29 protein-coding genes are annotated in these 25,153 nt (G+C 49.2%); 9 read left to right on the top strand and 20 right to left on the bottom strand.

From position 1 onward, the window contains the following. Positions 1-197 precede the first annotated feature (197 nt). Positions 198-1,694, top strand: a complete 1,497-nt coding sequence (locus B0X71_RS01725; RefSeq protein WP_077587837.1) for a BCCT family transporter — start codon at positions 198-200, stop codon at positions 1,692-1,694. 47 nt (positions 1,695-1,741) lie between these two features. Here the strand turns inward: B0X71_RS01725 and B0X71_RS01720 are convergent, their stop codons facing one another. From B0X71_RS01720 to B0X71_RS01710, 3 genes are all read right to left on the bottom strand, one after another. Next, on the bottom strand, positions 1,742-1,894 hold the full coding sequence (locus B0X71_RS01720) for a YfhE family protein (protein ID WP_077587836.1): 153 nt from the start codon (positions 1,892-1,894) through the stop codon (positions 1,742-1,744). A gap of 95 nt (positions 1,895-1,989) precedes the next feature. After that, positions 1,990-2,415 (bottom strand): ester cyclase, encoded by a 426-nt coding sequence (locus B0X71_RS01715; RefSeq protein WP_077587835.1) that lies wholly within the window; start codon positions 2,413-2,415, stop codon positions 1,990-1,992. Between the two features lie 21 nt (positions 2,416-2,436). Then, complete coding sequence (locus B0X71_RS01710) at positions 2,437-3,387, bottom strand: threonine ammonia-lyase (RefSeq protein ID WP_077587834.1); 951 nt, start codon at positions 3,385-3,387, stop codon at positions 2,437-2,439. A 111-nt stretch (positions 3,388-3,498) separates the two neighbouring features. Between B0X71_RS01710 and B0X71_RS01705 the strand changes: the two genes are divergently transcribed. Continuing rightward, the gene (locus B0X71_RS01705) at positions 3,499-4,053 is read left to right on the top strand and encodes an SLOG family protein (RefSeq protein ID WP_077587833.1); all 555 of its coding nucleotides are present in this window, start codon (positions 3,499-3,501) and stop codon (positions 4,051-4,053) included. Between the two features lie 8 nt (positions 4,054-4,061). Here B0X71_RS01705 and B0X71_RS01700 read toward each other — a convergent pair whose 3' ends face one another. Then, a complete protein-coding gene (locus tag B0X71_RS01700) occupies positions 4,062-4,967 on the bottom strand; it encodes a catalase (protein ID WP_077587832.1) in 906 nt (301 codons plus the stop codon). 107 nt (positions 4,968-5,074) lie between these two features. Between B0X71_RS01700 and B0X71_RS01695 the strand changes: the two genes are divergently transcribed. The 4 genes from B0X71_RS01695 (at position 5,075) to B0X71_RS01680 (ending at position 8,412) form a co-directional block, all read left to right on the top strand. Next, entirely contained in the window at positions 5,075-5,347 is a 273-nt protein-coding gene (locus B0X71_RS01695) for a GNAT family N-acetyltransferase (protein ID WP_232336756.1), read from the top strand. Positions 5,348-5,586: 239 nt separating this feature from the next. After that, entirely contained in the window at positions 5,587-5,802 is a 216-nt protein-coding gene (locus B0X71_RS01690; RefSeq protein ID WP_198038666.1) for a helix-turn-helix domain-containing protein, read from the top strand. 71 nt (positions 5,803-5,873) lie between these two features. Beyond that, positions 5,874-6,923: an RNA-guided endonuclease InsQ/TnpB family protein gene (locus B0X71_RS01685; RefSeq protein WP_077587830.1), complete on the top strand. Its 1,050-nt coding sequence runs from the start codon at positions 5,874-5,876 to the stop codon at positions 6,921-6,923. Positions 6,924-7,362: 439 nt separating this feature from the next. Further along, entirely contained in the window at positions 7,363-8,412 is a 1,050-nt protein-coding gene (locus tag B0X71_RS01680) for a multicopper oxidase domain-containing protein (protein WP_077587829.1), read from the top strand. Between the two features lie 178 nt (positions 8,413-8,590). Here the strand turns inward: B0X71_RS01680 and B0X71_RS01675 are convergent, their stop codons facing one another. Continuing rightward, a complete protein-coding gene (locus B0X71_RS01675; protein ID WP_198038665.1) occupies positions 8,591-9,265 on the bottom strand; it encodes a Crp/Fnr family transcriptional regulator in 675 nt (224 codons plus the stop codon). Between the two features lie 259 nt (positions 9,266-9,524). Between B0X71_RS01675 and B0X71_RS01670 the strand changes: the two genes are divergently transcribed. Beyond that, complete coding sequence (locus B0X71_RS01670) at positions 9,525-10,784, top strand: erythromycin esterase family protein (protein ID WP_077587827.1); 1,260 nt, start codon at positions 9,525-9,527, stop codon at positions 10,782-10,784. A gap of 13 nt (positions 10,785-10,797) precedes the next feature. Here the strand turns inward: B0X71_RS01670 and B0X71_RS01665 are convergent, their stop codons facing one another. The 5 genes from B0X71_RS01665 to B0X71_RS01645 form a co-directional block, all read right to left on the bottom strand. Then, positions 10,798-11,079, bottom strand: coding sequence for a DUF3219 family protein (locus tag B0X71_RS01665; RefSeq protein WP_232336755.1), 282 nt, complete (start codon positions 11,077-11,079; stop codon positions 10,798-10,800). Positions 11,080-11,098: 19 nt separating this feature from the next. Then, positions 11,099-11,905, bottom strand: coding sequence for a carbohydrate ABC transporter permease (locus tag B0X71_RS01660; RefSeq protein WP_077587826.1), 807 nt, complete (start codon positions 11,903-11,905; stop codon positions 11,099-11,101). Positions 11,906-11,920: 15 nt separating this feature from the next. Then, positions 11,921-12,796 (bottom strand): carbohydrate ABC transporter permease, encoded by an 876-nt coding sequence (locus B0X71_RS01655; RefSeq protein WP_077587825.1) that lies wholly within the window; start codon positions 12,794-12,796, stop codon positions 11,921-11,923. Between the two features lie 60 nt (positions 12,797-12,856). Further along, positions 12,857-14,107 carry an ABC transporter substrate-binding protein gene (locus B0X71_RS01650; protein ID WP_232336754.1) on the bottom strand — a complete coding sequence of 417 codons (1,251 nt, stop codon included), beginning with the start codon at positions 14,105-14,107 and terminating at the stop codon, positions 12,857-12,859. Positions 14,108-14,417: 310 nt separating this feature from the next. Beyond that, positions 14,418-15,092: a hypothetical protein gene (locus B0X71_RS01645; RefSeq protein ID WP_077587823.1), complete on the bottom strand. Its 675-nt coding sequence runs from the start codon at positions 15,090-15,092 to the stop codon at positions 14,418-14,420. A 149-nt stretch (positions 15,093-15,241) separates the two neighbouring features. Here B0X71_RS01645 and B0X71_RS01640 point away from each other — a divergent pair, with 149 nt between their 5' ends. Beyond that, on the top strand, positions 15,242-15,439 hold the full coding sequence (locus B0X71_RS01640; protein ID WP_077587822.1) for a DUF2188 domain-containing protein: 198 nt from the start codon (positions 15,242-15,244) through the stop codon (positions 15,437-15,439). 722 nt (positions 15,440-16,161) lie between these two features. On the opposite strand, the gene moaA is transcribed toward B0X71_RS01640, so the two are convergent. The 6 genes from moaA to B0X71_RS01610 are packed head-to-tail and all read right to left on the bottom strand — an operon-like array spanning position 16,162 to position 20,169. Continuing rightward, positions 16,162-17,178 (bottom strand): GTP 3',8-cyclase MoaA, encoded by a 1,017-nt coding sequence (gene moaA, locus B0X71_RS01635; RefSeq protein ID WP_077587821.1) that lies wholly within the window; start codon positions 17,176-17,178, stop codon positions 16,162-16,164. Continuing rightward, complete coding sequence (locus B0X71_RS01630; RefSeq protein WP_077587820.1) at positions 17,175-17,759, bottom strand: molybdenum cofactor guanylyltransferase; 585 nt, start codon at positions 17,757-17,759, stop codon at positions 17,175-17,177. The genes moaA and B0X71_RS01630 overlap by 4 nt, the downstream gene beginning before the upstream one ends. After that, a complete protein-coding gene (moaD, locus tag B0X71_RS01625) occupies positions 17,759-17,992 on the bottom strand; it encodes a molybdopterin converting factor subunit 1 (RefSeq protein WP_077587819.1) in 234 nt (77 codons plus the stop codon). The genes B0X71_RS01630 and moaD overlap by 1 nt, the downstream gene beginning before the upstream one ends. Further along, entirely contained in the window at positions 17,989-18,429 is a 441-nt protein-coding gene (locus tag B0X71_RS01620; RefSeq protein WP_077587818.1) for a molybdenum cofactor biosynthesis protein MoaE, read from the bottom strand. The genes moaD and B0X71_RS01620 overlap by 4 nt, the downstream gene beginning before the upstream one ends. Continuing rightward, positions 18,416-18,937, bottom strand: a complete 522-nt coding sequence (mobB, locus tag B0X71_RS01615) for a molybdopterin-guanine dinucleotide biosynthesis protein B (RefSeq protein ID WP_077587817.1) — start codon at positions 18,935-18,937, stop codon at positions 18,416-18,418. Before mobB ends, B0X71_RS01620 begins: the two co-directional genes overlap by 14 nt. Further along, positions 18,925-20,169 (bottom strand): molybdopterin molybdotransferase MoeA, encoded by a 1,245-nt coding sequence (locus B0X71_RS01610; protein WP_077587816.1) that lies wholly within the window; start codon positions 20,167-20,169, stop codon positions 18,925-18,927. Before B0X71_RS01610 ends, mobB begins: the two co-directional genes overlap by 13 nt. Before the next feature lie 66 nt (positions 20,170-20,235). Here B0X71_RS01610 and moaC point away from each other — a divergent pair, with 66 nt between their 5' ends. After that, positions 20,236-20,724: a cyclic pyranopterin monophosphate synthase MoaC gene (gene moaC, locus B0X71_RS01605; RefSeq protein WP_077587815.1), complete on the top strand. Its 489-nt coding sequence runs from the start codon at positions 20,236-20,238 to the stop codon at positions 20,722-20,724. Here the strand turns inward: moaC and B0X71_RS01600 are convergent. The 4 genes from B0X71_RS01600 to B0X71_RS01580 all read right to left on the bottom strand — a co-directional run bounded on the left by B0X71_RS01600 (position 20,709) and on the right by B0X71_RS01580 (position 25,152). Next, positions 20,709-21,224, bottom strand: a complete 516-nt coding sequence (locus tag B0X71_RS01600) for a MogA/MoaB family molybdenum cofactor biosynthesis protein (RefSeq protein WP_077587814.1) — start codon at positions 21,222-21,224, stop codon at positions 20,709-20,711. The genes moaC and B0X71_RS01600 overlap by 16 nt on opposite strands. Before the next feature lie 17 nt (positions 21,225-21,241). Further along, on the bottom strand, positions 21,242-22,258 hold the full coding sequence (locus B0X71_RS01595; RefSeq protein ID WP_077587813.1) for a ThiF family adenylyltransferase: 1,017 nt from the start codon (positions 22,256-22,258) through the stop codon (positions 21,242-21,244). 39 nt (positions 22,259-22,297) lie between these two features. Further along, positions 22,298-23,818 (bottom strand): nitrate/nitrite transporter, encoded by a 1,521-nt coding sequence (locus B0X71_RS01590; protein ID WP_077587812.1) that lies wholly within the window; start codon positions 23,816-23,818, stop codon positions 22,298-22,300. Positions 23,819-24,624: 806 nt separating this feature from the next. After that, on the bottom strand, positions 24,625-25,152 hold the full coding sequence (locus B0X71_RS01580) for a hemerythrin domain-containing protein (RefSeq protein ID WP_232336753.1): 528 nt from the start codon (positions 25,150-25,152) through the stop codon (positions 24,625-24,627). Position 25,153 lies beyond the last annotated feature (1 nt).

The following is a 25,153-nucleotide window of genomic DNA, read 5'->3' as shown; positions in this document are numbered from 1 at the left end:
CAATTTCTTCCTCTCTGGTACTGACCAGTTAGTATTTTCGAAATATTAAATATAATGTTAACGCTTTCAAATAAAAAAAACAAGACAAAATTGTCTACACTCCCCGCTCTCTGTGCTTCAGTTGACATTGCAACAATTTTTCGTTAATATTACTTACTGTTCGTTTTATCACAATAATAAGAATGAAGGGAGCCGACATGAAGAAGGTTACGAATGTTTTTTACATCACACTTGCACTTGTCGCAGTCACGGTTATTTATGGTGTCATTGATCCGGAAGGCTTTGGGACAATAACAGGGAATCTTACTGGCGATATCAGTACTGGATTTGGCTGGTACTATCAATTGCTTATGACTCTCCTGCTCGCTATCTCCCTTTTCCTCATCATTAGCCCTTACGGTAAAATCCGGTTAGGCAAAGAAAAAGAAAAACCAGAATTCTCAACAGCCACTTGGCTTGCCATGTTATTCTCCGCAGGGATGGGAATTGGACTTGTTTTCTATGGCGCTTATGAACCGCTGTCGCATTTTATCGTCGACGCGGCTACTGAAGAGATTGGAAGTGACGCAGCTTTCAAAGAAGCAATGCAGCGCACATTTTTCCATTGGGGATTCCAGCCATGGGGAATGTACGGCATGGTCGCTCTGTCACTCGCTTTCTTTCAATTCCGCAGAGGAGATCGCGGATTAATTTCAGCAACACTGAAGCCGATTTTTGGTGAAAAAATGGATGGTCCTTGGGGCACTTTCATCGATATAATCGCAGTATTTGCAACCGTCTTTGGGGTAGCAAGCTCTCTCGGCTTCGGCGCTGCTCAAATTAACGGAGGCCTTACTTATCTTTTCGGTTTCGGAAATGATGTATGGTCCCAGCTTCTCATCATAGCGGTCGTTACGGTTTTGTTTATCTTTTCAGCTTGGACCGGCCTTTCAAAAGGGATCAAGTATTTATCGAATACAAACATGGTACTTGCCGTTTTGCTGCTGTTTCTCGTTCTTATTCTCGGGCCGACACTGCTGATTTTCAATGTATTCACCCAGTCACTCGGCGGATACCTTCAGAACCTTATCCAGCTGAGCTTTGAAACTTCAGCACTCAATGAGGAAAATCGGAGCTGGCTGAATGCTTGGACCATTTTTTACTGGGCATGGTGGATCGCTTGGTCGCCGTTCGTCGGCATGTTCATCGCCCGGGTCTCAAGAGGCCGGACAATTCGTGAATTCCTTATAGGTGTCGTCATTGCACCGACCTTGCTTTGTGCAATCTGGTTCTCCACTTTCGGTACAGCAGCAATTAGTTTACAGAGAAGCGGCATCGTTGATGTGGCAGCCAGCGCAGTTGAAACGACATTGTTCGTCGTCTTCAGTGAATTGCCGTTCGGGTTCATTCTGTCGATTGTCGCCATTCTGCTCGTGTCGACGTTCTTTATCACATCAGCCGACTCAGCAACATTCGTACTCGGCATGCAATCAACGAATGGATCACTCGCACCGTCAAATACAGTAAAAATCGCATGGGGGCTCATTCAATCCTCCATTGCAGCGATTCTGCTGGCCGTCGGGGGCCTTGGCGCTATTCAGAATACGATTATCATAGCGGCCTTGCCGTTCTCATTCATCATTATATTAATGATGTGGTCCTTATTCAGAGCCTTGAATTACGAATTAAAGTTAATCGAGAAAAAACGCCATTAATAATAAAACCGGCTCCGGAGAATTAATTCTCCGGAGCCGGTTTTTACTTATTTTTCATCTTGTTTTTTCTGTTCTTCACGCTGCTGTTCATCTGCTTCATCCGCTTTTTTGAAATCATCCGGATAAAGCACTTCCTGTGTATCGCTCAATCCGTTATTTTTATCCGTGATTTTTTCGTGCGGTTTTTTATCTTCTGCCATGATGTATTCTCCTTTCGTTCGGGCATAATTGTCTTTGCTTTATATTTTCCCGCTTCGAAAGGCACTAAACATCAAAACCGCCGCTGCTTCTCTACTTAAAATGCTTCGTGCGTGTTTGGCTTAAGAGCGCCGAGCTCATATAAGATGGCTGCATCACTGTTTTCGCACCATACTTCTTTCACCTTACCTTCTTCGAATCGAAAAATGATAATTCCTGTCTCCCGGACTTGCTGATTCTCAGGTGGAATATCAAACCATCCGCCTTTATATGTCATGCGTCCGGTATAGCGAACCACGAGCCGGTCGCCTTGTTCGATAACGTCCTCGAGTATCCATTCGTCACCATGAAAGACCGACCGGAACCAATTCATGAATTCCTTCATCTTGTCCCGGTCACTCTTCCCATTCCGTCCATGATAGACAAAATCCGGTGCTGTCAGGCTGTCCAAGACATCCGTGTTTCCTTTCGTAAAATATTCCATAAACCATTGCTCTGCTATATGCTGCTTTTCTGCACTCATTCCAATGTCGCTCCCTTATTCCTAAGATGGCAAGTAAGTTGTGATACTGCGGAGGTCAAGATTTCCACCAGACAAAACCGCCGCTACATTCTGATAGGGCGCCTTCAGCTTTCCGGACAAAAGCGCAGCCACTGAAACAGCTCCCGATGGTTCAACCAGCTGCTTTGAACGCTCCATAAGGAACTGCAAGGCTTCTCTGATTTCATCTTCTGTCACCAGAATGAGATCGTCCAAATATTTTTGAACGATCGGGAATGTTAAATCCCCCGGCTGGGAAGTCCGCAATCCATCCGCAATTGTATCCGTGCCGGAAATCGGTGTAATTTCTTTATTCTGAAGTGACAGGTATGTATCATTGGCCAGCTGCGGTTCAACACCGATTACTTTGACTCTGGGGTTCGATTCTTTAATGGCTGTCAGAATGCCGCTGATAAGCCCTCCGCCACCTACCGGCACCACAATCACTTCCACATCCGGCACTTGCTCAAGCAACTCGAGGCCACATGTGCCTTGACCGGCCATAATCAGCGGATCATCGTATGGCGGCACATAGATGCCGGCACCGGTTTCCGCCAGATCCCGTGCACGCGGAATCCGTTCAGCTGAAGTCAGACCGCAAAATTCCACTTCGGCTCCATATGCACGGATGGCGGCAACTTTGGCGGCACTTGCATCTTCCGGTACGGCGATGACAGCGCGCACGCCTGTCTCGCGTGCCATGTAAGCGACTGCCTGTCCGTGATTGCCTGAAGATGCAGCCGTGATGAGAGTTGCTCCGTCTTTCACTGCATGCCTGACTTTATTCGCCGCTCCTCTAATTTTAAAGGAACCGGTTTTCTGCAGGTGTTCCGATTTCAGGTAGATTTGGCTTCCGCACTGTTCGTTCAGCAGTGTTGACGTCAGGACCGGTGTTTCATGGATGACTTTATATATTTCTTCCCGTGCAGCTTCCACGTCTCTCAGTGTGATCACGTCTTTTCCTCCTTGCCGGCATTTCCTTTAATTATAACGCAGTTCAAGTTCTCTGACTTCAAGAAAAAAATGCGCTACGATGAAGAGACCAGTTACAAGGAGGGACAGAACATGTTAAAACGATTGATGGTATCCGGATACAAACAACATGAACTCGGTATCTTTGACAACCAGCACCCCGGTATTCCGATCATAAAAAAAGCCTTGCGCAACAGGCTTGAACCCTTGCTTGAAGAAGGGCTGGAGTGGGTGATCCTCAGCGGACAGCTCGGCGTGGAGACGTGGGCGGCTGAAGAAGTAATGGAGTTGCAGGAGAGCTACCTGGATTTAAAGTATGCAATCATTACACCTTTTCTTGATCAAGAGAAGAATTGGAATGAAGCCAAGCAGGAGAAATATGAAGAGATCACTGCCAACGCTGATTATCACGTCAGTTTGACGAACCGCCCTTATGAAGCACCGTGGCAGTTCGTGGAGAAAAACCGTTTTCTGCTGCGCAATACAGATGGGCTGCTGCTGGTTTATGACGATGAAAAAGAAGGCTCCCCGAAATTCTTGAAACAGGAAGCCGAACGCTATGCCGAAGCAGCGGACTATGAAATTATGCTGATTTCTGCAGACGATCTGCAATGGACGGCAGAAGAAGAACGGATGCGCGATTGGTAGCAGCCTACCTACCGTCCTTCCTGCCGTCTCTTGTGGGAAATCCGGTACGCTTCCGGCCGGAAGCGGAGAATACGGTCTTCAGACGGCTCAATTCCAGCCGTCACTTCACAAGGATCAAACAGCATGCCTTCCCTGTCGCCGGTCCGGCGCTGAATACTTAAGTGGCCGATTTCAATTCGCTCCCGATTCTCCGGCCATAATTTGGTCGGATCATCAGTCGGATCACCGGGACGGCCGAGGCGGATAAACAGACGGAATCCGACCGGCCCGCGTGACAGCCGCTCCTCCATTTCCCGTTCAAAATACCCGAATTCCCCTTTTCCGTGGGGCAGTCTCTCGATTTCCGCATCCGGTTCCCATTCATATTTAATGGGTTGTCGCCGGCCTTCCTCATTGACAAAATAGAATGCATGAATCGCATAATAAGCCCCTGAAGCGAAACTCGCAGGTGCCTTCATTTTCCGGAGCGCCTTCAGTCCTGACCGGCTGTCCGGGTAATTCAGGAAAAGGCTGAACAAATCTCCCAACCGGGGTTTTCCGTTGCTGAATGACCGGTAAATGCTGACCATCTCGTTGAATGTTTCAGGCGTCTTGGCAAAAAAGACCGGTGATGTGACACTGACGATGGAAGCCCGTTGACCGTCAGGAAGTTCAAAGCGCACAGCCATCCCTTTCACTGGCGATTCATCATCCAGCCACAACGGATCAGGTGAAAAATGGGAAAACCGGACAGCCGCCTGTACTGTGCCCCCCGTGAAATGCGGTGCGGTTGTCCACCTTGCCGCTGCGCCGTTTGCTGTAAATTCCGCTTCATATACCTCTCCCCGAGCATGTGCCCGTCTGTAACCCGGATACACACCGAATCCCTGTTCAATCATATCTACTGCTTTTTCCGCCTTTTCCTGTTTATCCATATGCAGCATCCCTCCTTCCTCTGTTCATACCCGTTTCACTATGAGTAAAATCTGCAGAAACGGGAATAGCAGGAAAAGAACCCATTACTGGATTGGAGGGGAACAGCTTGAAAATCGAAAAAGGCGACAATCAATTTTCGGCAATGGAAGACGGACAGGAAATCGGCGTCATCACCTACGCACCGAGCGGTGAAAACCATTATGTCGTTGAGCATACGAAAGTGCAGCAACAAGCAGAAGGCCGGGGAATCGGCCAACAACTGGTGGAAAAAGTAGTTGAACTTGCACGGCATGAAAACAAAACAATCGATCCCCAATGTCCATTTGCAGCAAGCGTAATTGATAAGAATCCCGAACTCCAGGATGTATTGGCGAAATGATAGAAGGGGCTGTCCTAAAAGGTTGTGTACAATGACCTTTACGGGCAGCCCTTTTAACGAGCTCCGAAAGAAGCCCCCATCCTCAGGGAGCGGAGCGAGCAGGGTGGGGATGAATTTCGGTCGGCGAACGCCGACATTTTTTCTTTTCTTTCTGTCAAACCAGCCTGTATACTCGACATAAACAGAACGTGAGTTCCAGTGTGCAAATGGCAATGAATGAACAGAAAGGAGGCATCGTCATGGCGGCTGACAAGAAGGGAAGTCACATCAAAGGCACGAAAAAGCAATTGCCTGACGGGTGGATAACAGGCGCGTTCCGTTATGCCATTTTTCCGACCGATGAACAGAAGCAGCGCCTGGAGATGGCATTCGGATGTGAGCGGAAAGTGTATAACGAATACGTCGCGGGATTGTACGACCACTTGGAAGCCGCGGGTTTTCAGGCGGGTTTCTGACCTACAGGGTTCCGAATTACACGACGATCACCCAGCGCTATGATTTCCTGGATCGGTCGACTGATTCGTTTGTGTACAACGATGCCAAGATCCGTTTTCAGGCAGCCATCAAAAAGTACAACGAGACGTACGGTAAACGCCCGCTGCAATACAAGAAATCTGTACAGAAAAAGATGAAAGCCGGCTATGTGCCTTCCCTTCGAGACGTCAAGGGGCTGCCGAAATTCCACAGTAAAAAGCAAGGCGGATTCAGCTATACAACCAACCAGACGAACGGGAATATCCGCATCGAATCGAGGGACGGCGCGACGTTTCTGCGGATTCCGAAATTCCCTGAAGGTATACCCGTTCGATTGCATCGGAAACTGCCCGCCGATGGGCTGGTTAAAAAAGTGACCCTCAAGCGGGAAGGCACCCGATATCTGGCATCGATTTCTGTGGATTACCCGTTCGAAAAAGCACCGCTGAAGGAAACGGTCTTGGCAGCCAACATGACCGCATTGGACTACAGCCAATCCGGTTTATACGTGGACAGCGACGGGAAAAAAGCGGGCTATCCGCGTTTCCATGAATTGATCGGGAAACGGCAGCGGCGGCTGAACAAATCGCTGGCCCGGAAGAAAGAACGCGCGATGAAAGATGAAAACGGACAGCCTGTCTATTCGAAGAACTACCGGCAAACAGTTGTACACTATCAAAAGACCATGGCGAAGGCGGCCAACCAGCGGAACGATTTCCTTCACAAGCGCAGTCATCAGATAACCAATGATTACGATGCGATTGTGGTGGAAGACCTGGATTTGACGAATTTGGCGCAGTGCCTGAAGCTCGGCAAGAAACTGCATGACAATGGATTCGGGATGTTCCGCAGCATGCTGAAATACAAGGCGGAACGAAAGGGAAAGCATTATATTGTCGCTGATCGGTTCTTCCCATCAAGTAAGCTGTGCAGCGCCTGCGGACACAAAAAAGAACGTCTGCGGCTTTCCGAGCGGACGTATGCGTGTGAAAGCTGCCATGCGGAATTGGATCGGGACCATAATGCGGCCCTCAATCTCAAAAACTACGGAATCCACGCCTTGCTGGACACGGGGTTCTTGGCAGATCCTGTGTCGAACTAATTCCGATCACGATCAGTAGTGGCTGGGACGCCACGAATTCAAGGCTTGTGACATCGGGCGTTAGCCCCGTGGATGACCAAGCAATAAAAGAAGGGAGCGAAGTCTCCCTGAAGCCTCCACTTCAAATTTCCGAAGGAAATTAAGTGGTGGGTAGTTCACTTTTGACTGATATCCAATCCATCAGCACTTCCCCCGGGACAGCAGCACCGGCTTCACTTGCTTCTGTACGTGACCACTCCTGTATTGTCATAACGCAAGTGACTTTCTGTTTATTACCCCTAATGCAAATCAGGTGTTTTTTCGCCCTGTCTTAAGAATAACGACTAAAAAAAACAGACTTTTTTCACGATTGTGATTCAGATCACAATCTTTTTTTGTAATTCCTATATTATCATAAGTAAGAGATCGATCTTTAAAAAAGCCCAAGGAGGCACCCGAAATGAAAAGAGGTCTTGCAGTAGGAGCGACGTTGTTGTTTGTATCCGGGATACTTACGGCTTGCGGAGAGGAAGCTGCTGTTCAAGAACCTGCACCAGAGATCGAAGCTGGAGAAGTCACCGAAGTCGCAGCTGCGGCCAGCAGTACTGCAGAAACAAAGGTTTTCGGTCCACATGAAGGGGTGAACCAGCCGGTTGTTCCAGTCAAAATGGAACGGGTCGGTGAGCATGAAGTAAATATAGAGATGACCGCACAAATCACCGATATCGAAATTGCGCCGGATCTCATGTATAGGGCTTGGACATTCAACGGCGAAGCACCAGGCCCGCTATTAATTGTCAACGAAGGCGATATGATCAATTTTAAACTTATCAATATAGACCCTGCCATTCCGCACAGCATCGACCTTCATGCCGTGCATGCAGCTCCTTCCGTGAAGTTTGCGGATATCATGCCGAATGAAGAAGGCGTCTTTTCTTACCCGGCAAATGACCCCGGCGTATTCATGTACCACTGCGGCACAGACCCGGTTCTCGCACACATTGCCAACGGTATGCACGGCACAATCATTGTAAAACCGGCAGACGGTTATCCGACTGACAGTGAAATTGACCGGGAATTCGTCATGATCCAGAATGAATGGTATGACTATAATAATCTTGAGGACTTTGCAAACGGAGAACCAAGCCAGGTCGTCTTCTCGACTAAAGCGCTGAATGAAGGCGACCGCAACACAAATGGTGATACATTCAGCCTGAAAGACGAACCTCTTACCGCAAACGTCGGGGAAAAGATCCGGATCTATATCAACAACATGGGACCGAACGAAGTCAGCTCATTCCATGTCGTCGGAACTGTCCTGGACGACATCTATATAGACGGCAATCCGGAAAACCATATGACAGGCATGCAGACGATTCTGTTACCGGCAAGTGGTGGGGCAGTTGTTGAATTCACTGTAACTGAAGCAGGCGATTACCCGATTGTCACGCATCAATTCAACCATGCATCCAAGGGAGCTGTCGCCGTATTGCGAGTCGCAGCTGAATAGCATTATCGTCTCCCATCAATGTCACGATGCGAGAGCATCTGTTACAAACCAAAAACCTCCAGAACGGAGGTTTTTTGGTTTTACTGTTTACATTCATCCATTGGAATAGCACACTCCTTATAAATCAGCATAAGGAGAGTAGCTCCAACCGGACTTGTAAATCTGTTCAATACTGTGTTCATCGCTTAAACAACTCTTCTTCCAACAGCAGCGGATCAATCCGAAAAAAACCGCCAGATGTTACGTCAAGCACACCATGGGCTTTCAATTGCGCGATGCAGCGGTTCACTGTTTCACGCGCTGTTCCAATCATGTTAGCCAGCTCCATATTCGTAAACCGGCTGGTGAAAACAATCCGACCTTGATTATCCTTTCTGCCATGCTCGTTAGATAGGCGCGCTAACAGCAGCAGCACCCGTTCGTTGGCACTGTTCATGATCATTTCACTGAGCCGCTTTTGAAGATCGATTACTTTTTCTTCCATTACCCGGTGAAGATTATAAGAAATAGCAGGATATGCTTCCATTAGCTTTTTAAAATTATCGACAGAAACTAGAATTATTTCCGTTTCGGTAACAGCAATCGCATCCGCAGGATAATTACCTTCCCTGAAAATACCGATATGCGGAAACATATCCCCGTCCTGCTGAAAAGAGACGACTTGCTCCTTCCCGGAGATATCGACCCGGTGTATTTTCACTTTCCCTCTCACGACGAAATGGAGATATGTGAGCGGTTCATCTTGTCTGAAAATAAAGCTGTGCTGGCTGAATGTGCGTCTGGATGCCATATCCAGCAGTAATGCTTCCGCTTCCGGCGGCAGATCGGCGAATAACGGCCATGTCCTGATCAAGCTGTCCCATCCTCTCTTTCTTCTCGTTGATTTTCCGACTTTGTGATTTATCCGATTACAGCAATTCAGTCGTATTGTCATCACAAGCCAAACTGGCGCCATCCCCAAAAACGTCTGATTGTCCCGATTTGGAAAGAGGCAATCCTTCTTTTCATCCTACCAGACTCCTTAAACAAATGGTTCATGGAATTAGCTGTTTGCCCGGGCGCCGAACGGGTAAATCACCATTAACAGACACGGTTATGGGGAGGCGAATCAATTGGAACAGTCTTTAACTAAAGCAATCAACACATTTTCCATACCTTACCAAAAAACAGATGACTTAACGCCATTGATGAACGCTATTGGGGAAGCAAAAATCGTCATGCTTGGAGAGGCTTCACATGGCACTTCAGAATTTTATTCTGTCCGGGCAGAACTGACAAAACGCCTTATTCAAGAGCGGGGATTTTCATTGGTCGCCGTTGAAGGCGACTGGCCGGCTGCCCGCGAAGCGAATCGTTATGTCAAGGGACACGGGAAAGCGCATACCGCCCGGGAAGCACTTCAGGCATTCGGCAGATGGCCGACATGGATGTGGGCGAATGAAGAGATCGTGGAGTTCCTGGAGTGGATGAAAGACCATAATAACCAAAGCGCATTAAAAACCGGATTCTATGGAATTGATGTTTACAGCCTATGGGAGTCAATGGATGAAGTGATCCAGTACTTGACGCACACCGACCCATCCGGCGGTGATTTGGAACTTGCAAAAAAAGCGTTTACTTGTTTTGAGCCATATAATCGGATTCCCGAAAACTATGCACTTTCCTCTGTCAACTTTACAGATGCATGCGTAGAGGAAGTATCCACGTTACTTTCATCCATCCGTTCGAACGAAGAACGCTATAAAGATGAGCAGGAAAGCGACTTGAACCTGGAAATCAATGCATTGGTTGCCAAAAATGCAGAAGATTATTACCGGGCGATGGTCCACAGCAATGCGGAATCCTGGAATATCCGGGACGAGCATATGGTGGAGACGGTGAATGAAATCATGGATCATCATGGACCGGACGCCAAAATTGTCATTTGGGAGCATAACACCCATATCGGCGACGCCCGGGCGACAGATATGGCAAAAGCCGGTATGATCAATGTCGGGCAGCGGCTCCGGGAACAGAACCGGCCGGAAGAGGTATACGCCGTTGGCTTTGGCACCCATCGCGGCACAGTGATTGCCGCTGATGAATGGGCGGCTCCGCAAGAAGTGATGCAGGTGCCTCCTGCCCGCGCACGCTCTTGGGAAGATGAATTGTATAAAGCCGGTGGCGGCAGCAAGTATTTACTTTTTGATGATAAAAACCGGAATTTATTCAATGATTGGATCGGCCACCGGGCAATCGGAGTAGTCTACAACCCCGCTTATGAAGCATATGGAAATTACGTGCCAACGCGAGTGTCAGAACGCTACGATGCATTCGTCTACATTGAAGAGACAAAAGCTCTTTCACCCTTACCGCAAAAACCGGTCCTCTAAGGAGGACCGGTTTTCAGCGTTTTTCAATAAGTTCAAGATGAAAGTCTCCAACAGCGCCTTCTTCATAAAGATTTGTGAAGGAAGTGAAATAATTGTGAATAACTGCCTGAAAATCTACTTCCAAGGATGGAATTTCGACCCGGAAGTCATTTTCATACAGAAGTACGGTAACGTCATGGTAACTCTCATGTGTCACTTGAAAGTCAAAGCCCACGATTCGGCGGCCAAGGTGCTCCTTTTCGAAAAAACCAGTTACATCAAATATCCGGCCATTGATCATAAGCTGCAGTGTCAATTGACTTCTCCCCTTTCAATTATCCTTTCATCGCACCGGCCGTAATACCGGCTACGAAAAATCGCTGCAGGAATACATAAGCAATCACCATTGGCAATGAGGCAATGATGACGCCGGTAAACAGCATCGGATAGTTAGTGGAATACTGGCCTTGGAACTGCAGCAACGCTAGCGGCAAAGTGACATAATCGTCTTCTGTGACCAGGAGTAGCGGATACAGCAAATCGTTCCAGTGAATCACGAAAAGGAAAATAGCTGCCGCGGACATGGATGGCAGCGAAAGCGGGATGATGACCCGGGAGAACACTTTCCAGTTCCCCGCCCCGTCAATTACTGCAGCTTCAATCAATTCTTTCGGCAGCGTCCGCATGAAGCCGGTCAGAATAAAGACAGCAATAGGCAGTGTGACGGATATATTCACGAGAATCAGTCCCACCAGACTATTGGTAAGCCCTAAATCGAGCACGAGTGAATAAAGCGGAATCATGCTTACTTGCGCCGGCACCATCATCCCTAAGATAAAAACAGTAAAAAGCAGGTTGCCGAGCCAATTATTCAGCATTGTTATACCGAACGCAATCATGGATGAAAATAAAAGTGTAAACGTAACAGAAAAAATCGTGACAATTACACTATTGGCAAAATAGCCAGCCATGTTCTGTTCTTCAAAGATGGCAGCATAGTTTTCAAAAACCAGTCCGTCGTCAGGCACGCCCAGCGGATTCTGGAACGTCTGCTGCATGGTTTTCATAGATGTAAGGACTACAATCAGAAGTGGCACGATGATCAGCAATGCATAGATGATAACAGGAAATTTACGTAGCATGCAGGTCCACCTTCCTTAGTACGACACGCGGTCGGACCGCAGCGCTTTGAATTGGAGATATGTAATGATTCCGATAATAAGCATGAATAGGACAGAGACGGCAGAAGCGTAACCAAACTCATACCCTCTGAACGCCACTTCATAAATGTACGTGGCTATAATTTCTGTCGAGTTATTTGGCCCCCCGCCCGTCATGGCAAATACAAGATCAAATGCCTTAAAAGACTGGATTGTCGTATAAGCCACAACAATCGTTGCAGAAGGCGCCAAAAGCGGCCAAGTGACATTCCGGAACGTCTGCCATTTGCTTGCCCCTTCAATTCTGGCCACTTCATAGAGGTCTTCCGGGATGGATTGCAGACCTGCGACAAAAATGATGAGCATTTGCCCGGCATGGAACCACACTTGAGTGATGGCAAGTGAATAAATCGCAATATCGGCATTACCAAGCCAACTCTGTGTCAGCGCCCCGAGTCCTGCCGCTTCGAGAAAATTATTCAAGATGCCAAATGTAGGGTCGTAAATAAATGCCCAGATAAATGCAACCGACACGGACGACAGAATCGTCGGAAAAAAATAAAGTGCCCGAAAAAAAACGTTTGTTCTTGTGTTTCGGATGAGCAACATCGCAAACGCGAGTGCAACAATCGTCTGCAGGATAACTACCGTAAACATGAACTGCAGATTATTGACCGCTACTTTTTTAAAAATCGAGTCGCCGGTGAAGGCCCGCTCATAATTTTCAAATCCGACGTACTGGAAATTCTCACTGAGTCCGTCCCAATCTGTAAAGGAATAAAATAACGCACTTACGGTCGGATAAAGAAAAAAGACCAAATACAGAAGAAACCCCGGAACGAAGAACCAAAAAAGTGATTTTGAATTTTTCACGGACTCCCTCCTCAACCTAAAATAAGCTGTCACCCGCCATGGCGAGTGACAGCTTTCTGTCTACTCGGTAACTTCTTCAACCACTTGCTGTGCTTCCGCTGCTGCTTCTTCAGGAGCTGCACCGCCGATTACATTCTCGATGGAACTCAGTACCGCATCTTCCACCTGGGCATTTGTAATCATATAGCGCGGCTGGAAACGCGTTTCCCGTTCATCGATCCAGTATGAGGTATTCTGAAGGGCTTCGGATTCATATTCGACTCCTGTTACCGTCAGATGCTGCCCTGTCTCATTTGCGTACTGGGAAGCAACTTCAGGCTGGGAAAGAAATTCGATGAATTCTGCTGCCGCTTCTTTATTTTCAGAGTTGCTGTTAATTGCCAGCATAAATGTTGCTGTGTGGATACCTTCATACCGTGCTTCTTCTTCTGATACCGTAATTGGTGCCAGTAAGTCGAGCTGAAGATCGGGATTCAGTTCAAGAAGGGATGCCATATGGTAAGAGCCAGTAGCCAGCATGGCTGCTTCGCCATTCGCCACGAGTGCCATCGCTGCATCCTGGTTTGTACCGAGGGCATCTTCCTGGAAGAAATCGTTTTCCTGCAGGTACTGGAACTGCTCAAGGGTCTGGATCCACCAGTCGTCCGTCAGCGCCGCTTCACCGGCTACCAGGTCCGTAAAGGCTCCGTCCGGTGCATTATTCATCACCATGGAATTCATGAATTGGTTCGGTCCAATATCTGCACCTGGAAACGCAATCGGGATGATGTCATTTTCTTTCAATGTCTCTCCCATTGCGATAAATTCATCCCAACTCTGGGGGACTTCAAGCCCCAGTTCTTCGAAGATTTCTGTATTATAAACAGGCATATTGAACACGAGCTGGTACGGCAACGCTAACTGCCGGCCATCCGCCTGCCCGACTTCAATTGCTCCCTCGTCGAAGTTTGCCACAAATTCCTCATCTGACAGGTCTTCAAAGAACCCAGCCGATTCAAGGGCTTCAAATTGCGCTCCCGGGAATGTCGCAAATACATCACCTGTAGATCCTTCCTGCAGCATGCGTTGTGCCGTCGCCATGTACTGATCAGACGGATAAACATTCTGTTCCACATTGATATCGGGATTCTCTGATTCGAACTGATCAATGAGCACATCAAAGACTGCCTGGTCTTCCCCCCGCCAATGCATGAAACTGAGATCCACTTCCCGCTCTTCACCAGTTCCTTCTGCTTCATCGTCTCCGGCACAACCGGCAGCCAGCAGTGGCATGCCGATCAGAGTTGTAGCCAATATCCATTTCTTTGACATTCCCATTCCCTCCCTGAACTTTAATCGCTTACATTGTGTTAATTGTATAGTATTTACGTGACAATTTCAAAATCTTGCCTGTACTCAGTTAAAAAGCTTTATGTAGAAGGATTTTTATGGTAATTATCAGTTAACCAAGAATCGTACTGGGCAATTGAAACCAAACCAGCCGTTATTAAAAGATGGCACAAACCTTTAGACTCTCACCATTCTGCCTGCATGATTATATCCATTGACTCATCTCTCTGCCCGAACTGCTTTATCCTAACGAAAAACCGAAAAAGCAACGCTTTTTCGGTCAGTACCCTATTCATGCTTCTTCTGTTTCTACACTCAATACAAGCAGCCAATCTTCTGACTGTGTCAGTTCCTTCAATGGAATTTGCTCGCCATGCCCGAGTACAGCTTTATCTCCGACAATTGCCACTACCATAGCCCGGATATCTCTGCTGCTATTGGCATAAATATCCCCGATTGAAGCGGCATATGCGGATTCACCTGTAAGAATCGTTTCCAGGTTCTCGTCTTCTGACATTTGCTGCGCAGTAACAAGTGAGGGATCCTGGTAAGCAATATCATTTTGGCTGTCTTCCTTACCTGGAACCAGTACGAGAAACTCATTCATCTGGACTGAGTTCCGGCGAGTTGTGATCACATGATCATCTTTTACTTGGTCCACTTTTTCAAACTCGTTCAGCGAGTAATGATCCAAGTAATCAGGAGCTGGTTTTGTGATTAGGATATATCCATTTTCCTTTGGCTGCACATCATCTCTGAGAGTATAGCGCTTCCCCCAGAAAATAAGGGAATCGTTCGGTTTCGGTTTTACTTGAACAACTTCGTCCGTCCGAGCAAGCACTTGCTGCATATCCTTTATCCGGTACATATGCAGTGATTGCTTTAATATGGGCTTTACTGAGTAAATCTTGTGGAGTTCGTTATTGAAATAAACGAACTGACCTTTTCGTGCCTGCAGCAGTTTCATGCAGCATCCTCCATTCATAAAATAAATCCAGTTTCATCATAGAGGAAAAAGTATCGAAATGAAAGCGAAGTAAGTTATTTTCGTTTAATTCGTTGGAACGGCGGGAAATAACAAGGAGTAGAACGCGAATCGAAAAGGAGTTGAATGGAATGAACCGCTATGTTGTAGAACCGAATAAAGATGCTTCCCGTTGGATTGTGACACTCGAAGGAGTGGCACCGGATGATTCGTATCCGACAAAAAGCGGTGCGATTGATGCAGCCGAAGAACTTGCAAAAGCAAACACTCCAAGCAAAGTAATCATCTTGGATGATGATCACAATGAAGTGGAAGAACGGACTTATTAACATATGCGCGAACTTCAAAAAGGAACTTCCCGGGAATGGGAAGTTCCTTTTTACGTCCGCACTCCAGCGGTCAGGCCCATAGGAAAGACAGAGGACAAACAGCGTTTGGTCCTCTGTCTTCGCGACGAGCTTGCGCAGGAGCATTTCTTTTTATGGGTCATGCAACCGTTACGACAGGATGTGATGCCTTTAGGTTGCGTTCCTTAGTCCGGCTCTCTCCACTTTTCTTGTTGTCCAGACTCCAGCGCCCAGCCCCTCGAGTCGCTTCGACCTTACCCGCGATGGCAAAGAGCGCCATCTTCGGAAGTCCTCCAGCGCTCGTCGGGGGCCCGCACGATGCGGGTCAGACAACCGTTGCGGCAGGATGCCGCGTTTTTAGGTTGTCCTCCTCTGTTCCGGGCGCTTGCGCTTTTCTTGTTGTCTAGTTCGTTCGCCAGCCCGTACGCTGATTTCACGCCCTCCGCCGGAAACAGGTTTCCGGGTCGGCCGTTCCAATCCGCTAACGGAGGCCCACAGGATGTGGGTCATGCAACCGTTACGACAGGATGTCGTGCCTTTAGGTTGCGTTCCTTAGTCCGGCTCTCTCCACTTTTCTTGTTGTCCAGACTCCAGCGCCCAGCCCCTCGAGTCGCTTCAGCCTTACCTGCGATGGCAAAGAGCGCCACCTTCGGTAAGTCCTCCAGCGCTCGTCGGGGCTTACAGGGCGCTTGCGCTTTTCTTATTCACCCGCCGATATAAGACATGCCAATCTTGTTCCTGTTCTTGGCTGTCTGCTCGGTCCGCTCATCCGAATAACGATCGCTCCGGCTGTTCCATACCCCGCTGATGGCGTCCAGCAATTCGGCATCGCTGGCTCCATTGCGGATCAGCTCCCGAACATCAAATCCGGAAGAAGCAAACAGGCAGGTATAGAACTTGCCGTCAGATGACAAGCGCGCGCGTGTGCAGGAAGAACAGAAAGATTCAGACACAGATGTGATAAAGCCGACTTGTGCATCGGTGCCTTTATAACGATAGCGTTTCGCCACTTCCCCGAAGTAATCCTGGTCCACCGGCTCAAGATCATAAGCTGCCTGCAGCCTGTCGATGATTTCTTTTTTAGTGATGACTTTATCGAAACTCCATCCATTGTCATTACCGACATCCATGAACTCGATAAACCGCAATGTGATATTACGATCCCGGAAGTAAGCAGCCATTGGCAGAATTTCCGATTCATTGACGTCTTTCTGGATCACCATATTGATCTTAATCTCAAAACCGATTTGCTGAGCGAGATCAATTTGTTTTAGAATATGATCCGGTTTGATGCCGCGGCCATTCAATTTGCCGAATAGCTCAGGATTTAGCGCATCCAGGCTGATATTCAGCCGGCGCAGCCCGGCGTCGTAAAGCGGCTGCGCATACTGCCCGAGCATCACGCCATTCGTCGTCAGACCGACGTCTTCTATCCCCTCAACAGACAAGATTTTCTTAATCAGTTCGGGAAGGCCTCTGCGCATGAGCGGTTCACCGCCGGTCAGTCTGATCTTCTTCACGCCAAGCGACGCAAATAATCCCGTCAGCCGGTGCAGTTCCTCAAATGACAGCAATTCGTTTTTTGGCAGGAATACATAATCATCGCCAAATACCTCTTTCGGCATACAGTACGAACAGCGGAAATTACAGCGGTCCGTCACTGAAATCCGCAAGTCGCGGATCGGTCGTCCAAGCCGGTCTGTCAGTGCATGTCCAGTCATGTGTGTCGCCCTCCCTTTCGTTGGTCATCCGGTTTGTTGATGTTGCAGAAAACGCCTTCGTCTGCATGAATCCGTTCAGATCCGATCCAGATTGCCGGCACCCGCTCCAGAAATCTCATGACACTCAATTGCCCCTGCGCCAGTTCCTGTTCCACTTCGTCTCTCATCCGATTACTCCAGACACTGAACAGCGGAACGTGATACGCCGCTGTTGCTACAGCCGTCACGCCTTCACTGCCGCCCGATGCTTCCATCAGCCGCCTCACTTCTGTACGGCCGATATAAGGCATGTCACACGGCAGTACAATGTACCGGTCAGCAGGATGGGTGCACATGGCCGAAAAAATACCGGCCAAGGGTCCGAGTCCTGCCACTTCAGGCAAATCAGTGATTACATCATACACTTCAGGAAACCGGTCCGCGAATTCCGGCCTTGCCACAACGACCACCTGGTCTGCAGCTGCCTCCAGTGCATCGTAAACCTGTTCATAAAAGTATTTTCCGTCCGCTTTTGCAAAAGCTTTGGGAGAACCATAACGGCGGGACAATCCGCCGGCAAGAAGGATTCCGACTGTCGTCATCAGCCCCCGCTCACCGGAGGAATGAATGCCACTGTGTCACCATCTTGCAGAATATCATTCGCCAGCGCGTATTCTTCATTCACCGCTACCCGGACAGAGCCGTTCCGGATGCCCGGGTACTTTGCTTCCGCCCATTGCCACAGGCCTTCAACAGTCTGACCGGCGAGTGCCGCCTTTTCTTCAGCGACACCCGTCAATTCACGAAGTCCCGCAAAATAAAACAATCGGATCATCTCTGTTCCCCCTCGGGTTTTTTCTTTTGGTCGCCGATCCATTCCTCGCCGTCTTCCCAAATCTCTTTTTTCCAGATAGGCACCATTTCCTTAATCCGCTCGATCGCATACTCATTCGCCTCGTAAGCGACCCGGCGATGCGGTGAAGAAACGGCAATCGCTACTGCAATATCCCCGATCTGGAGTTCGCCGATCCGGTGGGCAATCGCTACGCGTGTTCCTTCCCATCTGTCTTCAATTTCCCGACCGATTTCCGCCAGTTTTTTTTCAGCCATTGGCACATACGCTTCGTAAGCCAAATACAGTGTGCGCACACCTTTTGTCCATTCCCGTACATGACCGGTGAACACGGTCACTGCGCCTGCTTCCGGACGCAGCACATAATCGGCGTATGCTTGCGGGTTGATCGGTTCGGCTGTCACTTCAAATGCTTTCATCTGTTCCACCTTCCAGCCAATCAGCGAACCACGATGTCAGCTGATCTGTGTTAGTGCGTTCTATGAACCCTCGCGTTTTCAGCCGGGTTGTTTCCTGTCCAATAACTAAAACAATATTGTCCAACTTCTGCAGATCTGTCCAGTCCTCCTCGGACCGCAATAATACAATTTTATCATATTTGGCATCTTTATATCCTTCGATAAGCACCAGATCAGGCTCATGCATTTGTGCCAGCGTCAACAATTCCTCTACGCTTACTAAGGGCTTTCGCATATGCAGCTGAATGACTCCTCCGCCGAAAGCGACCGAACTTTCTGCCCCTGCGGCAAAAAAACGGGTGCTATCCGTATCAGCCGGCGGCATACCGAGTGCTCCGCCATGTCCATGGTGCTTGATGACCGCGACCGACTTGCCAAGCTGTTCTGCCATCTTGAGCAGCTGCAGGATCAATGTGGTTTTGCCGCTGTTCTTAAACCCGACGACTTGCAGGATTTTCACAGTTTCCATTCCGCTGTCCCTTCTTCGCTTCCAAGTAACAGCACATCCACCTGATCTCCCGCTTTAAATCCTCTTGTTCCGCCCGGCAGCACGATAAGTGCGTTGCCTCTGGCGATTGAGGAGACTGCATTTGATTTATTAAAGCCAGCCGGCCGGACAGTGGCACCGTCATAGCTGGCCCGGATGAAGCGGGTGAACGGATTGGCTTTCGCAAAATCCTCATCCAGCACTGCGCGTGTGTGCGGCAGGTAGATTTTCATAGCCCCCATCATGGTCAGCAGTGCCGGACGCACAAACAGCTCAAAACCTGTGAAACAGGCAGATGGATTTCCGGAAAGCCCAAACAGATACTTGCCATCCGCTACAGCGACGGTTGTCACACTCCCTGGACGCATCGCCACTTTATTGAACAGAACTTGCGCGCCCAACCGTTCATAGATCGCCGGAAGAAAATCGAAATCGCCGACAGAAACCCCGCCAGTCGTAATCAGACAATCCGTTTCCGCAGCTGCCCGTTGTACGGCTTTTAAACTGTCTTCCAAATGATCAACGGAAAGACCGTACATTTTGCAGTCAATCCCCATACGAGCCAGCTGTGCCGCGATCATCGGGCCATTGCTGTTCCGGATTTTTCCGGGTACCAGCGGCTCGCTTACATCCAGCAGCTCCGTTCCGGTCGACAGAACGCCAACAACCGGCCGTTTCGCCACTCTAACTTCGGCATAGCCGAACGTGGCCAGCACCGCAATCGTTCCCGGATGAATCAGGCTCCCAGCCGGCACCACTTCCTCACCCTCCTGTACATCCTCTCCCTTGAGTGACAGGTTCTCCAATGCCTTAAACGGCTTACGGATAGTAAAACCATTCTCCAATTCGGCAGTCTGCTCAAGCATTACGACGGCATCTGCTCCTTCCGGCAACTGAGCACCCGTCATGATGCGGACAGCCTCATTAGGACCAAGCACTGCTTTAGAAACAGCTCCTGCACCAATGTAATCCACTATGGCAAACTTCACCCGATGATCCCCTGATGCACCGACTGAATCTGTTGAGCGGATTGCAAAGCCGTCATAAGGTGAACGGTCAAATGGCGGAACGGCATGGGATGCCGCAACCGGTTCCGCTAAAATCCTGCCGTAGCTCTCTGCAAGCGGAACGGTTTCGGTTCCGAGCGGTTTCGCTTTATTGATAACCCGGGCAACCGCTTCATGCACCGGAATCGGTTTTCTGTGTTCCACCATCGCTATCTGCTCCTTACTGCTGGCATGCTATACTGATAATTAATTATATCTGAAAGGATGATCCCAATGTCCGAACTTACACATTTTAACAAACAGGGCCGCGCCAAAATGGTCGATGTATCGGATAAAGCTGAAACAGTCCGGACGGCCCGCGCCCGGACTGCAGTTCTGCTGAATAAAGTAATCTACCGCCAGATCAAGGAAGGCACCAATAAAAAAGGGGATGTGTTTGCAGTCGCACAGGTGGCGGGTGTTATGGCCGCCAAAAACACTGCCCAGATTATCCCAATGTGCCATCCTCTCGCATTGAGTGGCGTCGACATTGAATTCCAATGGAATGTCGATGAAGATGCTAATCATTACGAGGTAATCCTTATTGCAGCAGTTAAGACAAAAGGGCCGACCGGTGTTGAGATGGAAGCCCTCACTGCAGCATCTGCCGCCGCTTTGACCATCTATGACATGTGCAAGGCGGCCGGTAAGGAAATGGTGATTGGTCCGACCATGCTGATCGAGAAGACAGGCGGCAAATCAGGCGATTACACCCGGGGCTGACGATGCTTTGTCAGCTCCTTCATAATATGATGAATTTCCGGAAGAATAAGCCGCTCCATCGCCAGTCTGACTGCTCCTGTTGAACCCGGAAGAACAAATATGGCTTTTTCTGCAGCTGTTCCGCCCAACGCTCTTGACAGGAGTGCCTTCGTGCCGATGTCTTCCGCGTAACTCAAGAAACGGAACAGCTCGCCGAAGCCATCCAATTCCTTCTGCAGCATTGGCCTCACAGCTTCGATGGTCACGTCACGATTTGCAATACCAGTTCCGCCCGTCGTAACCACGGCATCCAGATCCTCGCGCTGCAGCCATTCCGCGAGCACTTCGCGAATGGCTGTGGTGTCATCTTTCCTGATTTCGTATGCGCCGATTTCAAGACCGGCAGCCAAGGCAAGTTCCTGGACAAGCGGTCCACCCTTGTCCGTCTGCTCGTTCCGGGTATCGCTCACAGTCAGCACTGCGATACGCAGTGCCCTGTCTCCTTGAAATGGTTGCAGCATATAAATCCCCTTCCTCTTTAACCGAATAGCTGGTGGTACAGCCGCTGTCCTTCTTTGGCATTTTTTGTACCATGGATAAGCAGGCGGCCATTCCCGAAAAGCACCATCCGGTGTCCCAGCGCTGTCAATTCCACAAAATATGGAGTCCGGCGCACATTTGCTTCCAGCCGGCTGCCGACTTGCTCTGCATCATCAAGCGTGATCGGCCGGTTCGGATCCGGCAGAATCTGTACAGCATCCCGTCCGCATAACACAGCAGCCCCATATCCCACTGACTGCAGGGATGGGTAAACCGGTTCTTCTCCGCATGTTTCACAGGCCGCATTCCGGATTCTTGAGATTCCCACATCCAGTTGGGAATTGTCCCATAGATTGAAGTGGTGAACTTTCTTCCGTAAGGCTTCCCGGTTGCCGCTCAGCCACTTCAGCGCTTCCGCGCATTGCAGCGCTGCCGTAATCTGCACAGCAGGCGCAATGATGCCGACTGTGTCACATGTCTCATTCACAGAAGGCAAAACCGGCAGCAGGCAGCGGAAACAAGCCGATTCACCCGGCACAAATGGAAACACGACGCCCGAGCTGCCAACACACGCGCCATAGATCCATGGAATTTGATACTTCGCCGCTACATCGCTGATCAGCAGTCGCGTTTCAAAATTATCGGTCGCATCCATGATGACGTTGCTGCCAGCTGCCAGCTTCTCTGCCAGTGGCGCATCAAGATTATCCAGATACGTGTAGAGACGCACGTCTCCCCGGATCGCTTTCAGCCGCGTTTCGGCGGCTGCCACTTTCGGCAGCATTTGTTTTGCATCTTCTTCTGTAAATAATTGCTGGCGCTGAAGGTTCGACCATTCCACATAATCCCGGTCTACAAGATGAATCTCGCCAATACCCGCCCGGACAAGGGTTTCAGCGATTGCCGATCCAAGTGCCCCGCAACCGACAATGGTTACAGCAGCTTCCGAGAGCTGTTGCTGCCCGGCATGGCCAATCGGCTTGAATAGCGTCTGTCTTGAATAGCGTTCGTTCATGCAAGTGCCGCACCTTTCACATAACGCAAGGGCGGCCGGTCAGACCGACAGCCCTTTTGTTTTAGATTCCTGTTTGGCCGTGATGTCACTGAATGTGCCGACGTACTGAATCGGCTCCCCGGTTTCGTCTTTGACCGTGCTGATATTCAGCCACTGCAAATACTCTTCCCCGTTTTTCCGCTTGTTCCAAATCTCGCCCTGCCAAATTCCATTTTCTTTTATCTCTTTCCACATCTTACTGTAGAACTCCTTCGATTGCTTGCCGGATTGCATAATCCGCGGGTTTTGTCCTATGACGTCTTCCTTACTGAATCCAGTCAGGCGCGTAAACGCCGGATTTACTGCCCGGATGTTGCCGGAAACGTCTGTAACGATGACTCCCTGCCCCATCGAATCAAAAACTTCGGCTGCCACTGCAAGACGATCCTGATAGTACAACCATATCACGATTACGAGACTCGCCAAAGCAACTTGCGACAGTAACATAAATCCGATGGAGTACTGGCCTGTGATGGAGTAAATAGCCGCGAGCATGAGCGGCGGGAAGAATCCACCGAGACCACCCATCATGGAAACAATCCCATTCGCGATACCCGCCTGCTTATGGAAATAGAACGGAACGAGTTTGAAAATGACACCATTACCGATTCCAGCACTGACGGCAATTGCCAAGGTTCCGACTGTATATAGGCCGATCGATGGAGAGAATGCCAGTATGATCGCTGCAATAGTATAAACACCAAAAGTACCGATTAATAGAAACAGCGGCTGAAATTTATCCGCCAACCACCCGCCGAGCGGACGAAGGAACGTAGCCAAGGCGATGAAGCCGGCTGTCCGCATCCCTGCATCCACTTTCTCGAGACCGAAATTCGTAACGAGGAAGTTTGGTAAATATACAGTGAATGCAACGAATGATCCGAATGTAATGAAATAAAATAGCGAGAAGAACCATAATTTTTCATTCTTATATACACTCTTGATCTGCTCCATGAGCGGCACTTTCACTTTATTTTCCTGACGATCACCGGCAAAGAAATTCAATGCAGCGAACACAAGCAGAAGCACCAGATACAGCTTAACAGTTGCCGTCCAGCCAATTTGAGTGGCTATGATCGGTGCTGAAAATGTTGTAATAGCTGTACCGATATTCCCGGCACCATAGATTCCGTTAACGAACCCATGCTTTTCCTTCGGGTAATACTTCGGCAATGATGTAACCCCTACCGAGAAGATGGCGCCGCCGATTCCCAGGAACAGTCCCCCAATGATGAGATCATTCACTGAAGATGCTTCACTGATGTAGAATACCGGGAACAGCAGCAAAAGAAAACTGATCAGGAATACAATCCGTGCGCCAAACAAATTGGCCCAGTAACCAAGCGGAATCCGCAGCACTGAACCCAGAATGACGGGAATCGCCGTGACCAGCGCCAGCCGCTCCGGCGGAATGGTGATGTCTTCTGAAATGAATGGCATCAGTGCAGAAATAATAACCCAAACCATGAATCCGACAACAAGATTCGCTGTCTGCAACGGCAACTGCGTTTTTTTAATCATCCTACTCACCTTTTTCTAAAGTCTTGTTAGTTTTTACAGCTTTTCTCCACTAACTTTATTGTAGAAGTAAGGTGCATTTCTTCCTATTAGGGGAGTCCCTGCATAGGCCGGGGGAATCCCTGATAACAAGAAAAGCGGAGAGAGCCGCGAAAGACCGATAGCGGATTGGAACGGCCGACCCGGAAACCTGTTTCCGGCGGAGGGCGTGAAATCAGCGTACGGGCTGGCGAACGAGCTGGACAAGAGAAAAGCTCAAGCGCCCTGCAAGCCCCGACGAGCGCTGGAGGACTTACCGAAGATGGCGCTCTTTGCCATCGCGGGTAAGGCCGAAGCGACTCGAGGGGCTGGGCGCTGGAGTCTGGACAACAAGAAAAGTGAAGCGAGCCGTGCCGACAGCTATAAGGTGGCTTTCCTAAACCATAAAAGAAATGCTCCTGCGCAAGCTCGTCGCAAAGACAGGGGACTAAACATCATTCGTCCCCTGTCTTTCCTGATTTCGTGAAAGTGGGTGAAACGAAGGTGCGGACTGGCGAGCAGAACTGGACAACAAGAAAAGCGCAAGCGCCCTGAACAGAGGAGGACAACCTAAAAACGCGGCCTCCTGCCGCAACGGTTATTTGAACCGCATCGTGCGGGCCCCCGACGAGCGCTGGAGGACTTACCGAAGATGGCGCTCTTTGCCATCGCGGGGGTAGACATGAAAACCATACGAACACGGGGAAGGCCATCATGGCCATTGAAAACATCTACTCAGTTACATTTGTCGAAAAAAAACCGCTTCACGCGGAAGCAGCTCGGGAGGCGATTCAAGTGATCAGCGTATTCAGTTTCTCAAACAGCGCATCCTGGTCGGCCGCTTTCATCAAGTTCTCAGCCATTGTAAACAATACAGTTTCTTCTTTCACAAAGTGAACGGTCAGCACTTCAAAAGCTTCCGCTGCATCTTTGACAACAGCTTTCATGTCTGCAACCGATAAGGCATTCAAGTCCCCGCGTGTGTGATGCAGAAAATGACCGATATAGCCATCGATTTCTTCATGCTCTTCCTGAATGCCGACAAGTGGTCCCTGTTCGAACCCAATATACGTGCCAAGCAGCGGAAAAAAATGAGTCTCTTCTTTTTCCGTATGGTTTTTCAGCGGCTCGATGAATTCGATGATCAGCCGCCGCAATTCCTTCAATTGGTTGTGTGCCTCCGCTTCATCCAGCTTCTCCTGTTCGAACCATAAAATGATGGCATGCCATTCCGCCATCAAAAATGATAAATAGCGGTGCTCATTTTCCAGCACACGCATACAAGGTTCTTTGAATCGTAATTCTCCATGTCCCGCCAAG

The sequence above is a fragment of the Planococcus lenghuensis genome, from assembly GCF_001999905.1.
Taxonomy (GTDB): Bacteria; Bacillota; Bacilli; order Bacillales_A; family Planococcaceae; genus Indiicoccus; species Indiicoccus lenghuensis.
Note: the sequence above shows the minus strand (reverse complement) of the source record. Positions and strands in the feature narration are given on the sequence as shown.

Excerpts from the sequence above, each read along its gene's own strand:
- B0X71_RS01725 (WP_077587837.1), top strand. The coding sequence starts at position 198 with ATGAAGAAGGTTACGAATGTTTTTTACATCACACTTGCACTTGTCGCA.
- B0X71_RS01720 (WP_077587836.1), bottom strand. The coding sequence starts at position 1,894 with ATGGCAGAAGATAAAAAACCGCACGAAAAAATCACGGATAAAAATAAC.
- B0X71_RS01715 (WP_077587835.1), bottom strand. The coding sequence starts at position 2,415 with ATGAGTGCAGAAAAGCAGCATATAGCAGAGCAATGGTTTATGGAATAT.
- B0X71_RS01705 (WP_077587833.1), top strand. The coding sequence starts at position 3,499 with ATGTTAAAACGATTGATGGTATCCGGATACAAACAACATGAACTCGGT.
- B0X71_RS01700 (WP_077587832.1), bottom strand. The coding sequence starts at position 4,967 with ATGGATAAACAGGAAAAGGCGGAAAAAGCAGTAGATATGATTGAACAG.
- B0X71_RS01690 (WP_198038666.1), top strand. The coding sequence starts at position 5,587 with ATGGCGGCTGACAAGAAGGGAAGTCACATCAAAGGCACGAAAAAGCAA.
- B0X71_RS01680 (WP_077587829.1), top strand. The coding sequence starts at position 7,363 with ATGAAAAGAGGTCTTGCAGTAGGAGCGACGTTGTTGTTTGTATCCGGG.
- B0X71_RS01660 (WP_077587826.1), bottom strand. The coding sequence starts at position 11,905 with ATGCTACGTAAATTTCCTGTTATCATCTATGCATTGCTGATCATCGTG.
- B0X71_RS01650 (WP_232336754.1), bottom strand. The coding sequence starts at position 14,107 with ATGTCAAAGAAATGGATATTGGCTACAACTCTGATCGGCATGCCACTG.
- B0X71_RS01645 (WP_077587823.1), bottom strand. The coding sequence starts at position 15,092 with ATGAAACTGCTGCAGGCACGAAAAGGTCAGTTCGTTTATTTCAATAAC.
- B0X71_RS01640 (WP_077587822.1), top strand. The coding sequence starts at position 15,242 with ATGAACCGCTATGTTGTAGAACCGAATAAAGATGCTTCCCGTTGGATT.
- moaA (WP_077587821.1), bottom strand. The coding sequence starts at position 17,178 with ATGACTGGACATGCACTGACAGACCGGCTTGGACGACCGATCCGCGAC.
- B0X71_RS01630 (WP_077587820.1), bottom strand. The coding sequence starts at position 17,759 with ATGACGACAGTCGGAATCCTTCTTGCCGGCGGATTGTCCCGCCGTTAT.
- moaD (WP_077587819.1), bottom strand. The coding sequence starts at position 17,992 with ATGATCCGATTGTTTTATTTTGCGGGACTTCGTGAATTGACGGGTGTC.
- B0X71_RS01620 (WP_077587818.1), bottom strand. The coding sequence starts at position 18,429 with ATGAAAGCATTTGAAGTGACAGCCGAACCGATCAACCCGCAAGCATAC.
- mobB (WP_077587817.1), bottom strand. The coding sequence starts at position 18,937 with ATGGAAACTGTGAAAATCCTGCAAGTCGTCGGGTTTAAGAACAGCGGC.
- B0X71_RS01610 (WP_077587816.1), bottom strand. The coding sequence starts at position 20,169 with ATGGTGGAACACAGAAAACCGATTCCGGTGCATGAAGCGGTTGCCCGG.
- moaC (WP_077587815.1), top strand. The coding sequence starts at position 20,236 with ATGTCCGAACTTACACATTTTAACAAACAGGGCCGCGCCAAAATGGTC.
- B0X71_RS01600 (WP_077587814.1), bottom strand. The coding sequence starts at position 21,224 with ATGCTGCAACCATTTCAAGGAGACAGGGCACTGCGTATCGCAGTGCTG.
- B0X71_RS01595 (WP_077587813.1), bottom strand. The coding sequence starts at position 22,258 with ATGAACGAACGCTATTCAAGACAGACGCTATTCAAGCCGATTGGCCAT.
- B0X71_RS01590 (WP_077587812.1), bottom strand. The coding sequence starts at position 23,818 with ATGATTAAAAAAACGCAGTTGCCGTTGCAGACAGCGAATCTTGTTGTC.